Origin of the sequence: Duganella sp. S19_KUP01_CR8 (assembly GCF_036688705.1) — a bacterium.
In the GTDB taxonomy this organism is placed as follows: Bacteria; Pseudomonadota; Gammaproteobacteria; order Burkholderiales; family Burkholderiaceae_D; genus Rugamonas.
In genome coordinates this window covers 37901-51581 of the sequence record NZ_JAQQPR010000004.1, presented here as the reverse complement: position 1 = coordinate 51581, position 13681 = coordinate 37901, and the positions used below count along the sequence as shown (strand labels likewise).

Sequence of the window (13681 nt, the reverse complement as noted above, 5' to 3'; positions counted from 1 at the left end):
CGGTTTTGGCTTCCAGCAGGGGAATACTATGGTGGAATCTCGCCGCCGGCGACCAGCAGCGCGCCGAAACTGCCGGCAGGCATGGGCCTGCCGAGCAAATAGCCCTGGCCCTCATCGCAGTGTCGGGCCCGCAAAAAGTTCAACTGCTCGACCTCCTCGACGCCTTCGGCCACCACCCGCTGGCCCAGGCTGCGGCCCATGGCGATCACCGCGCCAACGATGACGCCGTCGCCCGGCGCGGCGCGGATGTCGCGCACGAAGGATTGGTCGATCTTCAGCACGTCGATGGGAAAGCGGTTCAGGTAGCTGAGACTGGAGTAGCCGGTGCCGAAGTCGTCGATCGCCAGCAGCACGCCGATCTCCTTGAGTTCGTGCAGGATGGCCGCGCTGGCGCCGGCGTCGTGCATCAGCACCCCTTCTGTGATCTCCAGTTCCAGGCAGGCCGGCGTCAGGCCGCTGTCGGCCAGCACGGCGCGCAGGCGGCCGACAAAGCCGTCATCGCGAAATTCCAGCGCCGAGATATTCACCGCGATCACGCCGGGATCCAGGCCCTCGCTCTTCCAGCGCGCGACTTGCATGCACGCTTCGCGCAACACCCATTCGCCGAGCGGCACGATCAGGCCGCAGTCCTCGGCCACCGGAATGAAGCGCGACGGCGCCACCGCGCCGTGTTCGGGATGGGTCCAGCGCAGCAAGGCCTCGGCGCCGGTGATGGCGCCGCTGGCCAGGTTGACGCGCGGCTGATAGTGCAGCGCGAACTCCCCCAGCCCGAGCGCGCGGTGCAGGTCGGCCTCGATGCGCTGGCGTTCGACCACCCGCAGATTCATCTCCGGGCGATAGAAGTAGCTGCGGTTGCGGCCGCTGTGCTTGCCGTGGTACATGGCCATGTCGGCGTTGCGTATCAGCGTTTCGGCGTCTTTGCCGTCTTCCGGGTACATGCTGATGCCTATCGTGCCGCCGATGTGGATCGTTTCGCCGTCGAGCTGGTAGGGCTCGGCGATGGCGCGGCACAGCGTATCGGCCAGCTCGGCCACCGCGCGCTCGTTGGCCACCTCGGCCAGCAGCACGACAAACTCGTCGCCGCCCTGGCGGCATGCGGTGTCGGTGGTGCGCAGCACCGACAGCAAGCGCTGGCCCACCGCCTGCAACAGCAGATCGCCGATCGCGTGGCCCAGCGAATCGTTGATCACCTTGAAGCGGTCGAGGTCGACGAACAGCACCGCCATCCGGCTGCCCTGGCGCGCCGCCATGGCGATCGCCTGCGCCAGCCGTTCCATCAGCAGCACGCGGTTGGGCAGGTTGGTCAGGAAATCGTGATGCGCCAGGTAGCCCATGCGGTCCTTGGCGCGCCGCACTTCCTCGGTCAGCTCCTGGGCGCCCAGCGTGGCCATGACCAGCTGTGCATTGGCGCCGCGCAGCCTGCTGAGTTCGCGCTCGCGCGCGCGCAGGCGGCGTTGCGCATGGCGCTCGCGCTCGGCGATCTGCGCCTGCCGCAACGCCAGCTGCTGGTTTTGCTGTTCGAGCACGACGTCGCGCCGCTCGGCGGCCAGTTCGCGTGCCACCAGCTGCGCCTCGCGCGCCGCCAGCAGATGTTCGCCGCCGGCCAGCACCGTCGCCTGCAGCCGGCCGGCGCTACGCCGGTCGTGCGCCCCCTCCTGCGGTCCGCAGCGGCGTTCCGGATGGGATGGATCGGCGACAGTGCTACTCATAGTGAGCCTCTCATGCGGGTTTGATGGGCGGTGGCGCCAACGCACTGTAAATCCGTTGATGCTGGAGTCGGTCGCGCCAGGCGGCGTCTATCACGCCGGCCGCCAGCGACTCGCCCACCAGCAACAGCAGCAATTCATAGAACATGCTGAACAGGCTACGGCTGGCAGCCAGCCCTTCGGCCACGCTGCGTCCCGCCAACTGGGCTCCCAGCAGATCGAAAGAATGTGCCGCTGAACTGTTCGCGGTCGTGTTGCGCAGCCAGGTAAAACGGACGCCGCACAGATCGACACAGCGGCAGAACAAGGCCAGGAAGCCGTTGTCGCCCACGAGAGGCGCCAACTGCTGGTGGACGGAGCGCCACAGCTGCATCGAGCGCCGGGACACCAGCACCGGTTGATTCGTCTCCAGCCACATCAGGACGGCTTGCGGATAATACTTTTCAGCGGTCATGATATTTCCATCAAAAACAGCGGCCCGGACGCTGATGAGCCATACGACAAAAACCGCTCGGAAGAGCGGTTTTTGTCTGCCTTAAGCCGCTTTTTCCGCGGGTTTTTTGTGCCGCGATACCACGCCCACGATACCCAGTCCGGCCAGCAGCATCAACAGCATCTCCGGCTCCGGCACGGCAGAGACCAGCGCCACGCCATAGGCGCCGCCGTTCAAGCCGTCCGCCACCCCGGTCACCACCAGATGATAGGCGCCAGCCAGGTTCAAGCCGATGTCATAGCTGATGTTATTGCCTGGAAAAGTGCCGTACCAGACCGTGCTCGCAGCCGACGTGCCACCCCAGACCGAATAGCTGAGTCCCTGGATATCAAACACCGGCAGCCCCCTGAACTCGACATTGAGCGAGTTGGCTGAAGCGCCCAGGCTGCCGCTACTAACGATGAAGTCGATGGTATCCGTGAAGGCTGAGGCGTCATGGACGAACAGGTGGGCATAAGGGCTTGCCGGACTCAACGGCAAGACACCGGCGTCGATGCTGATATTGTTTGCCGACGCCAGGCTGCTGGCGGCGAGCAAGGCCAAGCTGGCCAATACGAACTTTGTTTTCATTTTTTTACATCCCTGGAAAAGCACTGCATGGCCCGGATACCGGGAAGAGTCCCACACCGCCGTGCAACCTGGCGGCAATACCGCAGTGCGCCTACAACCGCATCTGCATTTCGTCGACAACATTGCGTACGCCCGGTGCGCTCCACGCGGCATCGATGGCGCTGACCCGCTCATCCCAGGTGGAAACGAAACCGGACAGCGTCACCTCGTCATTCTGTAACCGTATGTCGACCCGATGGGCGCTGTCGCGCCGGGCGCAGCGCAACAGCGCGCCTTCGATGTCGTGCTTCACGGCGCTCAGCGCAACGGCGGGCTTGATCGCAATGGCGTTGTCGACGCCGCGCACGCCGGTGAGGTTGCGCACGATCTGCTCGGCGGCCAGGCGCTGGTATTGCCAATCGACGTCGCCCGTCAGCTGCACGAACCCACCGTCGACCGTCACCGCGAGCCGGCCGGCCGGCACCACGGTCTGCCAGGCCAGCGCATACTCGACCGCCCGCACCAACGCGCCGTCGCTGCGCTGCCCGCTGCCCGGAAGCTGAACATCCAGCGCCTCGCTCCTGGCCGGCGTACCCGTCAGTCGCAACACCAGTTGCTCGGCCGCCCATTTTTCAGCCAGTGTGCCGACATGCCCGGCCAGGGTGACGATGCCTTGATGGACGTCAACGCCGACCTGGGCGGCATTGATCGCCGGATTCCAGTCGAGCTGCGCCGTGACATCCTGTTGCAATTGCTGATCGGTATTCATAACACTGCCCCATCGCCAAGCCTGTTCAATGAACCCATCGTGACGGCGGCGCCGATGTGGCTCTGTGGGTTTCCACACAAAACTCCGATACGTGGCTTTTTTGCACTATTTCCACAATGAATGTATGCCAAGCCACAGACGAGCGGCGTGGACGCTGCCAGCCTTGGTTATGAGCATTTCTGTAGTAATATGAAATATGAGGAATCCATGAATAACGCAGCGTTTAGTCAAAACCGGTTGCTGGCAACGCTGAGCGAAGCAGAATTCGAGCGGTTGTCGCCCCATCTGGAACTCGTATGTCTTGCCCACGGCGACGTCCTGTACCAGTGCGGGGGACAACTGACGCATATCTATTTCCCCACCACGTCCATCGTCTCCATTCAATATGAGCTGGAAGATGGCGGCGCCTCGGAAATTGCCAGCGTCGGCAACGAAGGCTTGCTTGGCGTGTCCTTGTTCATGGGCGGCGCCACCACGCCCAACCGGGCGGTCGTGCACAGCGCCGGTTACGGCTACCGCCTGTGGGCGAGCCACTTGCTGGAGGAATTCCATCGCAAGGGACCGCTATTCGATCGATTGTTGCGCTACACGCAGGGGTTGATGACGCAGATGTCGCAAACCGCCGTCTGCAACAGCCATCACTCGACGACGCAGCGCCTGTGCCGCTGGCTGCTGCAAACGCTGGATCATTCAAATACCAGCGAGCTGGTGGTGACGCAGGAGGCGCTGGGGACGATACTGGGGGTGCGGCGCGAAGGCATCACCGAAGCGGCCCGGCGCCTGCAGGCGCTGGGACTCATCAGTTGCCGGCGCGGCCGTATCCGCGTGCTGACGCGGGTCGGCCTTGAGCAACAAGTATGCGAATGTTATGAAGTGATGCGCAAGGAGTCGGCGCGGCTGATGGCGCCGCAGAGCGCGCCGGCGATCCCGCTGCGCGTATGGCTGCCACGCAGCGAAGCGGTCAGCCGGCGCACCGGACCGGGCGAACGCCGCAACCCGCCGGCGCACGATGCGGACGATGCGGCATCGAATGATGCCCAGGCCATTATCATTTTCACGCGATAGGCGGCTGACAGGCCTTCCGGAAAATCAGCCCAATTTCATCTTGGCCCGCAACGCCTCGCGCACATGCGGCGTGGCGGCATACGGATCGCCGGGATTGCTGCCGGCCACGATGTGTTCCATGCGTTCCTGCACCCCGGCCAGCGCGCCCGGATGCGAGTAGATGTAGAAGTCGCCGTTGGCGATGGCCTTGAAGGTGATCTCCGCCACGTCCTGCGCCGACACTTTACCGGACGATACCGCCTTGTCCGTCATGGCTTGCGAGGCCAGTTGGCTGGCGGTCGGGCCTTGCGTCATGCGCACGTCCTCGGGACGGTTGCGGTGCGACTGGCTGATCCCGGTCGGCACGAAATACGGACACAGCACCGATGCCCCGATCGGCGCGCCGACCAGTTGCAGATCCTGGTACAAGGTCTCCGACAGCGACACCACCGCATGCTTGGAGACGTTGTACACGCCCATCGCCGGCGCATTCAGCAAGCCCGCCATCGAAGCCGTGTTGACGATGTGGCCTTCGAACGACGGATCGCGCTTGGCCGCTTCCAGCATCAGCTTGGTGAAGATGCGCACGCCGTGGATCACGCCCCACACGTTCACGCCCATCACCCATTCCCAATCGGCCTCGGTGTTTTCCCAGATCAGGCCGCCGGAACCAACGCCGGCATTATTGAACAGCAGATGCACGGCGCCGAATTCGGCCACGGCCGCGTCGGCCAGCGCCTGCACCTGCTCGCCCTTGCGCACGTCGCACAGGCGCGAGATCACGCTGGCGCCCTGCTCCTTCAGCTCATCGACCGCGCGTTGCAGCGCGTCGGCCTGCACGTCGGCCAGCACCAGCTTCATGCCCTCGCGCGCCGCCACGTTGGCGAATTCACGACCTAAACCACTTGCGCCGCCGGTGATGACGACGACCTTGTCTCTGAATGTTTTCATTAGATGAGCTTCACTAGTTGTTTGCCGAAATTATGCCCTTGCAGCAGGCCCATGAATGCTTGCGGTGCGGCCGCGAGGCCTTCCGCTACCGATTCGCGGTATTTGATCTGGTGATTGGCGACCAGCACGGCCAGCTCCTGCAAGCCCTGCTGCCAAAATTCCATATGCTCGGTGACGATGAAGCCGCGTACCATCAGGCGGTTGATCAGCAGCAGGCGCGAATTCTTGATCGGCATTTCCTGGCCGTTGAAGCCGGCGATCAGTCCGCACAACGCCACGCGGGCGAAGGGATTGGTACGCGCCAGCGCCGCGTCGAGGCAGGCGCCGCCGACGTTTTCGAAGATCGCGTCGACGCCGTCCGGCGTGGCGGCGGCCAGGTCGGCCTCCAGGTTGCCGGCCTTGTAGTCGACACAGGCGTCGAAGCCCAGCTGCTTGACGACGTACTCGCACTTCTCCGGCCCGCCGGCGATGCCGACCACGTGGCATCCACGCAGCCGGGCCAGTTGCCCGACCACGCTGCCGACCGCGCCGCTGGCCGCCGACACCACCACCGTGTCGCCGGCGCCCGCTTCCAGAATCTGATTGAAACCGTACCACGCCGCCATGCCCGGCATGCCGACCACGCCAAGGTAGGCCGACAACGGAATGCGCGTGGTGTCGAGCTTGCGCAGCAGCACGCCGTCGGACACGCCCATCTCGGCCCAGCCCAGCATGCCGCCGACGCAGTCGCCGGCCTTGAAATAATCGTTGCGCGACGCCAGCACCTGGCCCACGGTGCCGCCTATCATGGTCTCGTCCAGCGCTTGCGAGGTGGCGTAGCTCTTGGCCGCGCTCATGCGGCCGCGCATGTACGGGTCCAGCGACAGGTAGTGATTGCGGATCAGCACCTCGCCGTCGGCCAGCTCGGGCACGTCCACCGTCTCCAGCCGGAAGTTCTCCGCCGCCACCGGGCCGCGCGGACGCGCCGCCAGCACGATGCGCTGGTAAGTCTTGGGTAGCGCGGTCATTGTCAGACCGCCGATACGCCGCCGTCCACCGCCAGGATCTGGCCGGTGATGTGCTTACCGGCGTCGGAGGCGAACAGTACCGCCGCGCCTTTCAAGTCTTCGTCGTCGCCCAGGCGGCCCAGCGGCGCATCCTTGGAGATCTCGTCCGGCCCCAGCTTCTCCAGCAAGCCCTTGGTCATCTTCGACGGGAAGAAGCCCGGCGCCAGCGCGTTGACGGTGATGCCGTGACGGCCCCACTCGCCCGCCAGCGTGCGGGTGAAGTTGACCAGCGCGCCTTTCGAGGTGTTGTAGGCGATGGTCTGCATGGTGCCCGGCGGATTGCCGGCCAGGCCGGCGATCGAGGCGATGTTGATGATGCGGCCGTAGCCGCGCGGGATCATCGAGCGCTTGCCGACCAGCTGCGACACCACGAAGATGCTGCGGATGTTCAGGTTCATCACCTTGTCCCAGGCTTCGAGCGGATGGTCTTCGGCCGGCGCGCCCCAGCTGGCGCCGGCGTTGTTGATCAGGATGTCGATATGGCCGAGGTGGGCCAGCGCGGCCGTCACCAGCGCGTCGGCGTGGGCGTCCTGCGACAGGTCGGCGGCGATGGCGTGGGCGCTGACGCCGTGGCCGGTCAGGAAGGCTACCGCTTCATCCAGGTCGGCCTGCTTGCGCGAGGAGATGACGACCTTGGCGCCCTGCTCGCCCAGCGCCAGCGCCATTTGCAGGCCCAGTCCGCGCGAACCGCCGGTGATCAGCGCGGTCTTGCCGGCCAGGGAAAACAATTCTTGAGTTGTACGCATATAGATTCCTGTAAAGCGTCGCTCCCGCGCAGGCGGGAGCCCATACTTCGCCGGCCCGGAGGCTCGGCATGGATTCCCGCGTGCGCGGGAATGACGGGGTTAAATTTCGTAGTCCATGCACTGGCGCGCATCGCGCACCGCGCCGAAGAATGGCTTCATGGCGACGTGGTCGGGATGGTTCTGGTATTCGTCCAGCGCGGCCTTGTCGGTGAATTCGGAGTACAGCATGACGTCATAGGTCGCTTCCAGGCCGGGCTGAGCCACGACGGCCTCCAGCTTCAGCAGGCCGGGCACCAGGCCGATACAACCGTCCAGCAGCGCTTTCATCTTGGCCGCGTTGGTGGCGCGGTCGGCGCCTTCGGCATGGTCCTTCAGTTTCCACATTACGATGTGCTTGATCATCTGGTCTCGCTTTAGTTATCGCTTGTTTAGAACCACGCGTCGCGCATGTCGAGCGTGGTGGTGTCTATGCTGGCCAGCAGTTCCAGCTGCTGTTCGACTTTCGGCAGTTCCCAATGGAAGAAGTAGCGGCAGGCTTGCAGCTTGCCGCGATAGAAATCGGCGTCGCAGGTTTTCAGTCCAGCAGCGGCCAGCAAGGCCTGCTGTAACCAGATCCAGGCGACCACCACGTGGCCGACCGCTTCCAGGTACAGGCTGGCGTTGGCCAGGGTTTTGTTCAGGTCGCCGGCAGCATACAGCTTTTGCGTGACGAGTTCCACTGCCTGCCAAGCGGCATCCAATGCATCGGCGTGCGCCAGCAGTTCCTTGCCGATGCCGGCCAGCTCGGCCAGGTCGGACGGCAGCGCATCCGGCGCGCCTACGCTGCCGCGCACCTTGCGTACCGTCTTGCGCAGCTCGACGCCGAAGGCCTTGAACAGCGCGCCGTCCTGCATGGTCGCCTTGCGGCCCAGCAGGTCGAGACCGTGGATGCCGTGCGTGCCTTCGTGGATGGCGTTCAGGCGGTTGTCGCGGTAGAACTGTTCGACGTTGTATTCCCGCGTGTAGCCGTAGCCGCCGTGCACCTGGATCGCCAGGCTGTTGGCCTCCACGCACCATTGCGACGGCCAGGATTTGGTGATCGGCGTCAGGAAATCCAGCAGCCGCGCCGCATGCTCGCGCGCTTCCGGCGTTTCGGCGCTGTGCTGCTCATCGACCAGGCGGGCGCTGTACAGCACCAAGCCGAGTCCGCCTTCAACATAGGCCTTCTGGGCCAGCAGCATGCGCCGCACATCGGTGTGTTCGATGATGGGCAGTTGCGGCTGGGCCGGATCTTTTTGCGCCGGATGGCGGCCTTGCGGACGATTGCGGGCGTAGTCCAGCGCGTGCAGGTAGCCGGTGTAGCCCAGCACCGCCGCGCCCAGGCCGACGCCGATGCGCGCCTCGTTCATCATGTGGAACATATTGGCCAGGCCCTGGTGCGGCTTGCCGACCAGGTAGCCGACGGCGCCGCCCTCGCCTTGCGGCTGGAACTTGCCTTCGCCGAAGTTGAGCAGGCAGTTGCTGGTGCCGCGGTTGCCCATCTTGTGGTTCAGGCCGGCCAGCACGACGTCGTTGCGCTCGCCAAGGCTACCGTCTTCGTGGACCAGGAACTTGGGCACGATGAACAGCGAGATGCCTTTGACGCCGGGGATCAGCTTGCCGTCCGGACCGGGGATCTTGGCCAGCACCAGGTGCACGATGTTGTCCGACAGCTCGTGCTCGCCGGCCGAGATCCACATCTTGTTGCCGGTCAGGCGGAACTGGCGCTCGCCGTCGACGCCGGCTTGCGGATCGGGCACGGCGCGGCTGGTGATGTCGGACAAGCTGGAACCGGCCTGCGGCTCGGACAGACACATGGTGCCGAAGTAGCGGCCGGCGAACATCGGATCGACATAGCGCCGCACCTGTTCCGGCGTGCCGCACTTGAGCAGCGTGTTGGCGGCGCTCATGGTCAGGAAGGTGTAGGCGCTGGTGGCCACATTGGCCGCCGTGAAGTACGCGGCCAGCACCTTTTCCACCACCACCGGCAGCTGCATGCCGCCGCGCTCGAAGTCCTGCCCGGCCGCCATCAGGCCGGCGGCGGAGAAGGCGTCGAGCGCCGTCTTCACCTCCGGGATGATCTTGACGTTGAGGCAGCGCTCGCCAGGAACCGCGTGCGGCTCCTCGCTATCGCTCTTCTTGTTGTGCGGCGCGAACAGCTCGGTGGCGAGCTGCTCGGCCGTATCGATGGCGGCATCGAAGGTTTCGCGGTTGTGGTCCTGGAAGCGGGCGCGCCGGGTCAGCGCCTCCGCATCCAGCCATTCGTACAGCATGAAGGCGATGTCGCGGCGCGACAGCTGGAGGGACGGCATGGCTTACACCACTTCGAACAGGCCCGCCGCTCCCTGGCCGCCACCGATGCACATGGTGACGACCACATATTTAACGCCACGGCGCTTGCCTTCCAGCAGCGCATGGCCGGTCAGGCGCGCGCCCGACACGCCGTACGGGTGGCCGACGGCGATCGCGCCGCCGTTCACGTTGAGGCGATCCATCGGGATGCCCAGCGTGTCGGCGCAGTACAGCACCTGCACGGCAAAGGCTTCGTTCAATTCCCACAGGCCGATGTCCTCGACCTTCAGGCCGGCTTTTTTCAGCAACTTGGGAATCGCGAACACCGGGCCGATGCCCATTTCGTCCGGCTCGCAACCGGCGATGGCGAAGCCACGGAAGATGCCCAGCGGCGTCAAGCCCTTGGCGGCCGCGGTCTGCGCGCTCATCACGATGGACATCGAGGCGCCGTCCGAGAACTGGCTGGCATTGCCGGCGCTGATGACGCCGCCCGGCACCGCGCTGCGGATTTTCGATACCGCTTCGTAAGTCGTGTCGGCGCGGATGCCTTCGTCGGCCGAGATCGTCACTTCTTTGGTCAGCAGCATGCCGCTGGCCTTGTCGGCCACGCCCATGGTGGTGGTCATCGGCGCGATTTCAGCGTCGAACAGGCCGGCGGCCTGGGCTGCGGCGGCGCGCTGCTGGCTCTGCACGCCATATTCATCCTGGCGCTCGCGGCTGATGTTGTAGCGCTTGGCAACGGTTTCCGCCGTCTGCAGCATCGGCCAGTAGATTTCCGGCTTGTGCTGCGACAGCCAGACTTCCTTGTACATGTGCATATTCATTTCCTGCTGCACGCAGGAGATCGATTCCACGCCGCCGGCGGCGTAGATGTCGCCTTCGCCGGCGATGATGCGCTGGGCGGCGGTGGCGATGGTCTGCAGGCCGGACGAGCAGAAACGGTTGATGGTCATGCCGGCGGTGGTCACCGGGCAGCCGCCGCGGATGGCGATCTGGCGCGCGATATTGCCGCCGGTGGCGCCCTCGGGGTTGGCGCAGCCGATCAGCACGTCTTCCACTTCGCCCGCTTCGATGCCAGCGCGGCTGATCGCCGCCTGCAGTGCATGGCCGCCCAGGGTGGCGCCATGCGTCATGTTGAACGCGCCTTTCCACGACTTGGCCAAACCAGTACGGGCGGTTGAAACAATGACGGCGTCGATCATGAAAGTCTCCTATGAGTGGGTGTTTTTTAGTGAAATCAGAATAGCATATTTTAGTACGGTCGTTCGCAAATTTTTTATGTAAGTTTCGCGTAAGTTTGGAGCAAGCTTTGCGTAAGGTTCACGGTACACACTGCGCTCAAGCTGACGAAAATGTAACTATCTCGGCTGGGGACATCCAAAAATTACAGGAGACAAAAATGACGACATCATCAGGCACTGCCGATCCGCGCAACCTGCCCAAGTCCACGGCCATCACGCCGGAAGAACGCAAGGTGATCTTTGCTTCCTCGCTGGGCACGGTTTTCGAATGGTACGATTTCTATCTGTACGGTTCGCTCGCGCCTATCATCGCCAAGCAGTTCTTCATCGGCGAACCGACCACCACCTTCATTTTCGCACTGCTGGCGTTTGCCGCCGGTTTCATTGTGCGCCCGTTCGGCGCGCTGGTGTTCGGCCGCCTCGGCGACATGATCGGCCGTAAATACACCTTCCTGATCACCATCCTGATCATGGGCGCTTCCACCTTCATTGTCGGCCTCTTGCCCGGATATGCGGCGATAGGCATCGCGGCGCCTATCATCCTGGTCTCGCTACGCATCCTGCAAGGCCTGGCGCTGGGCGGCGAGTACGGCGGCGCGGCTACCTACGTGGCCGAGCATGCGCCACACGGCAAGCGCGGCTCGTTCACCTCGTGGATCCAGACCACCGCGACGCTGGGACTGTTCCTGTCGCTGCTGGTGATCCTGGGCACCCGTACCGCCGTTGGCGAAGAAGAGTTCGCTGCTTGGGGCTGGCGCGTGCCGTTCCTGGTATCGGTGCTGCTGCTCGGCGTTTCGGTGTGGATCCGCCTGTCGATGAATGAGTCGCCGGCCTTCGCCAAGATGAAAGCCGAAGGCAAGACCTCGAAAGCACCGCTGAGCGAAGCCTTCGGCCAGTGGCGCAACCTGAAAGTCGTGATCCTGGCGCTGCTGGGCCTGACCATGGGCCAGGCGGTGGTGTGGTACACCGGCCAGTTCTACGCGCTGTTCTTCATGACCCAGGTGCTGAAGATCGACGGCGCCAGCGCCAACATCATGACCGCCCTGTCGCTGGCTCTGGCGACGCCGTTCTTCATCTTCTTCGGCATCCTGTCGGACAAGATCGGCCGCAAGTGGATCATCCTGGGCGGCTGCGTGCTGGCCGCGGCGACCTACTTCCCGCTGTTCGGCGCATTGACCCACTACGGCAATCCGGCGCTGGAAACGGCACTGAAGAACTCGCCAGTGGTGGTGGTCGCCGATCCGGCATCGTGCCACTTCCTGTTCAACCCGACCGCGACCAAGAAATTCCCTTCGTCGTGCGACATCGCCACCGGCATGCTGTCGAACGCTTCGGTGAACTATACGACGCAAGACGCGCCGGCTGGCAGCGTCGCCAAGATCAAGATCGGCGACAAGGAAATCACCGCCTTCAACGCCACCATGACGGCCGACGGCCTGAACTTCGACAAGACCAGCAAGGACGCCGAAGCCGCGCTGAAGAAGGAAGTCGGCGGCGCCATCAAGGCCGCAGGCTATCCAGCCAAGGCTGACGAGACGCAGATCAACAAGCCGATGGTGGTGGCGGTGCTGTTCATCCTGGTGCTGTATGTGACCATGGTGTACGGCCCGATTGCCGCCATGCTGGTGGAGATGTTCCCTACCCGCATCCGCTACACCTCGATGTCCCTGCCTTACCACATCGGTAACGGCTGGTTCGGCGGCCTGCTGCCAACCATCTCGTTCGCGCTGGTGGCGTTCAAGGGCGACATCTACTACGGCCTGTGGTACCCGATCATCATCGCCCTGATCACGGCTGTGATCGGCGCGCTGTTCGTCGGTGAAACCAAGGACAACAACATCTACGCCAACGACTAAGCCGTCTGGCTTAGCCTGAAACATGAAATAGCCGCCAGCGATGGCGGCTATTTTTTTTGTCTTTTGCGTTAGCAGGGCAAGCTGCTGGCCGACAAGGCGCAGCCGCTGGCCTGGTCCGGCCGCGACATATGGTTCGATACGCCGCAAGCCGGCACCCACACCTTTGCCCTCAACGTCGCCACGCCCGACGCGCCCGTCCTCACCGTCACCCAGCGTCAATAAAAAAAAGGCCGCCAGGAGAGGCGGCCGAAGCGCTTAAACGGGAAAGCGGCAATTTTATCGAACTTGTATGCGGCGGCGAGCGACCACGCCCAACAGGAGAACTCCTGTCAACAGCATGGCGTAGCTCGATGGTTCAGGGACGGCGGCGACGTTGGAAGACAAAAACTCGACGCGCAGGCCGGTCGGATTGCCGCCGTTTTGCGCCCAGTTGCCAACGACGAATTGCATGGTGTTGACGCCGGACTGGAAACCGCTGCCGGCGGCAAAGGCGGTCCAGTCGGTGAAGCCGCTGCCGCTGGCGATGACCTGGTTGTTCAGCTTGACCACGGCGTCGTTGTCGGCGGCGAAGCGGCCGGTGAAGCCTGCGGTGCCGGCGTTGTAGCCGGTCAGGTCGAACGACAGCGTGTAGGTGTAAGTGCCGGCGCTGTAGGCGTCAAAGCTCTGGCCTTGCGAAGCGGTCGGCGTGATCCATTTCGATACGCCGTCGTTGGCCAGCCACGGGCTGATCGGCCAGACGTTGTCGAGCGTGATCACAGGCACGGTGTTGCCAATGACGGTATCGCTGCTGGCTGCGTTCAAGGTGTAATGGGTGTCGCCGCTGCCGTTCGCGCCGGTGCCGGTGTTGAACAGGCCATTGATGCTGGCTGCGTGTGCGGAGGAGATTGCTGCGAATGCCACCGCTGCGGCAATGATGGTGCGTTTCATGAAGGCCTCTAAAAATTAAGTTTGGGTGGTAACGTGTACTTCA

At 63.9% G+C, this 13681-nt stretch carries 14 protein-coding genes; 2 read left to right on the top strand and 12 right to left on the bottom strand.

Going from position 1 to position 13681, the window contains the following annotated elements; translation table 11 throughout:
- Positions 1-26: 26 nt before the first annotated feature.
- From V6M89_RS05400 to V6M89_RS05385, 4 genes are all read right to left on the bottom strand, one after another.
- A complete protein-coding gene (locus tag V6M89_RS05400; protein WP_332852230.1) occupies positions 27-1709 on the bottom strand; it encodes a putative bifunctional diguanylate cyclase/phosphodiesterase in 1683 nt (560 codons plus the stop codon).
- Between the two features lie 10 nt (positions 1710-1719).
- On the bottom strand, positions 1720-2160 hold the full coding sequence (locus V6M89_RS05395) for a hypothetical protein (RefSeq protein WP_332852229.1): 441 nt from the start codon (positions 2158-2160) through the stop codon (positions 1720-1722).
- An 81-nt stretch (positions 2161-2241) separates the two neighbouring features.
- Entirely contained in the window at positions 2242-2769 is a 528-nt protein-coding gene (locus V6M89_RS05390) for an FxDxF family PEP-CTERM protein (RefSeq protein ID WP_332852228.1), read from the bottom strand.
- A 91-nt stretch (positions 2770-2860) separates the two neighbouring features.
- Positions 2861-3517, bottom strand: coding sequence for a BON domain-containing protein (locus tag V6M89_RS05385; RefSeq protein ID WP_332852227.1), 657 nt, complete (start codon positions 3515-3517; stop codon positions 2861-2863).
- A gap of 207 nt (positions 3518-3724) precedes the next feature.
- Here V6M89_RS05385 and V6M89_RS05380 point away from each other — a divergent pair, with 207 nt between their 5' ends.
- The gene (locus tag V6M89_RS05380; protein ID WP_332852226.1) at positions 3725-4582 is read left to right on the top strand and encodes a Crp/Fnr family transcriptional regulator; all 858 of its coding nucleotides are present in this window, start codon (positions 3725-3727) and stop codon (positions 4580-4582) included.
- A 24-nt stretch (positions 4583-4606) separates the two neighbouring features.
- On the opposite strand, the gene V6M89_RS05375 is transcribed toward V6M89_RS05380, so the two are convergent.
- The 6 genes from V6M89_RS05375 to V6M89_RS05350 all read right to left on the bottom strand — a co-directional run bounded on the left by V6M89_RS05375 (position 4607) and on the right by V6M89_RS05350 (position 10816).
- Complete coding sequence (locus V6M89_RS05375) at positions 4607-5512, bottom strand: SDR family oxidoreductase (protein WP_332852225.1); 906 nt, start codon at positions 5510-5512, stop codon at positions 4607-4609.
- Positions 5512-6519: an NADP-dependent oxidoreductase gene (locus V6M89_RS05370; protein WP_332852224.1), complete on the bottom strand. Its 1008-nt coding sequence runs from the start codon at positions 6517-6519 to the stop codon at positions 5512-5514. Before V6M89_RS05370 ends, V6M89_RS05375 begins: the two co-directional genes overlap by 1 nt.
- A gap of 2 nt (positions 6520-6521) precedes the next feature.
- Positions 6522-7304, bottom strand: a complete 783-nt coding sequence (locus V6M89_RS05365; RefSeq protein ID WP_332852223.1) for an SDR family oxidoreductase — start codon at positions 7302-7304, stop codon at positions 6522-6524.
- A gap of 99 nt (positions 7305-7403) precedes the next feature.
- The gene (locus V6M89_RS05360) at positions 7404-7706 is read right to left on the bottom strand and encodes a Dabb family protein (protein ID WP_116990695.1); all 303 of its coding nucleotides are present in this window, start codon (positions 7704-7706) and stop codon (positions 7404-7406) included.
- Between the two features lie 26 nt (positions 7707-7732).
- The gene (locus V6M89_RS05355) at positions 7733-9634 is read right to left on the bottom strand and encodes an acyl-CoA dehydrogenase (RefSeq protein WP_332852222.1); all 1902 of its coding nucleotides are present in this window, start codon (positions 9632-9634) and stop codon (positions 7733-7735) included.
- A 3-nt stretch (positions 9635-9637) separates the two neighbouring features.
- Entirely contained in the window at positions 9638-10816 is a 1179-nt protein-coding gene (locus tag V6M89_RS05350; RefSeq protein WP_332852221.1) for an acetyl-CoA C-acyltransferase, read from the bottom strand.
- Between the two features lie 197 nt (positions 10817-11013).
- Here V6M89_RS05350 and V6M89_RS05345 point away from each other — a divergent pair, with 197 nt between their 5' ends.
- Positions 11014-12711, top strand: coding sequence for an MFS transporter (locus V6M89_RS05345; RefSeq protein WP_332852220.1), 1698 nt, complete (start codon positions 11014-11016; stop codon positions 12709-12711).
- Positions 12712-12779: 68 nt separating this feature from the next.
- Here V6M89_RS05345 and V6M89_RS05340 read toward each other — a convergent pair whose 3' ends face one another.
- Both V6M89_RS05340 and V6M89_RS05335 read right to left on the bottom strand, forming a co-directional pair.
- Complete coding sequence (locus V6M89_RS05340; protein WP_332852219.1) at positions 12780-12920, bottom strand: hypothetical protein; 141 nt, start codon at positions 12918-12920, stop codon at positions 12780-12782.
- Between the two features lie 67 nt (positions 12921-12987).
- Entirely contained in the window at positions 12988-13638 is a 651-nt protein-coding gene (locus V6M89_RS05335; protein WP_332852218.1) for a PEP-CTERM sorting domain-containing protein, read from the bottom strand.
- Positions 13639-13681 lie beyond the last annotated feature (43 nt).

Bases quoted from the DNA above. Each gene is read 5' to 3' on its own strand.
- V6M89_RS05355 (WP_332852222.1), bottom strand. From the start codon at position 9,634: ATGCCGTCCCTCCAGCTGTCGCGCCGCGACATCGCCTTCATGCTGTAC.
- V6M89_RS05395 (WP_332852229.1), bottom strand. From the start codon at position 2,160: ATGACCGCTGAAAAGTATTATCCGCAAGCCGTCCTGATGTGGCTGGAG.
- V6M89_RS05350 (WP_332852221.1), bottom strand. From the start codon at position 10,816: ATGATCGACGCCGTCATTGTTTCAACCGCCCGTACTGGTTTGGCCAAG.
- V6M89_RS05335 (WP_332852218.1), bottom strand. From the start codon at position 13,638: ATGAAACGCACCATCATTGCCGCAGCGGTGGCATTCGCAGCAATCTCC.
- V6M89_RS05345 (WP_332852220.1), top strand. From the start codon at position 11,014: ATGACGACATCATCAGGCACTGCCGATCCGCGCAACCTGCCCAAGTCC.
- V6M89_RS05390 (WP_332852228.1), bottom strand. From the start codon at position 2,769: ATGAAAACAAAGTTCGTATTGGCCAGCTTGGCCTTGCTCGCCGCCAGC.
- V6M89_RS05385 (WP_332852227.1), bottom strand. From the start codon at position 3,517: ATGAATACCGATCAGCAATTGCAACAGGATGTCACGGCGCAGCTCGAC.
- V6M89_RS05360 (WP_116990695.1), bottom strand. From the start codon at position 7,706: ATGATCAAGCACATCGTAATGTGGAAACTGAAGGACCATGCCGAAGGC.
- V6M89_RS05375 (WP_332852225.1), bottom strand. From the start codon at position 5,512: ATGAAAACATTCAGAGACAAGGTCGTCGTCATCACCGGCGGCGCAAGT.
- V6M89_RS05370 (WP_332852224.1), bottom strand. From the start codon at position 6,519: ATGACCGCGCTACCCAAGACTTACCAGCGCATCGTGCTGGCGGCGCGT.
- V6M89_RS05365 (WP_332852223.1), bottom strand. From the start codon at position 7,304: ATGCGTACAACTCAAGAATTGTTTTCCCTGGCCGGCAAGACCGCGCTG.
- V6M89_RS05400 (WP_332852230.1), bottom strand. From the start codon at position 1,709: ATGAGTAGCACTGTCGCCGATCCATCCCATCCGGAACGCCGCTGCGGA.
- V6M89_RS05380 (WP_332852226.1), top strand. From the start codon at position 3,725: ATGAATAACGCAGCGTTTAGTCAAAACCGGTTGCTGGCAACGCTGAGC.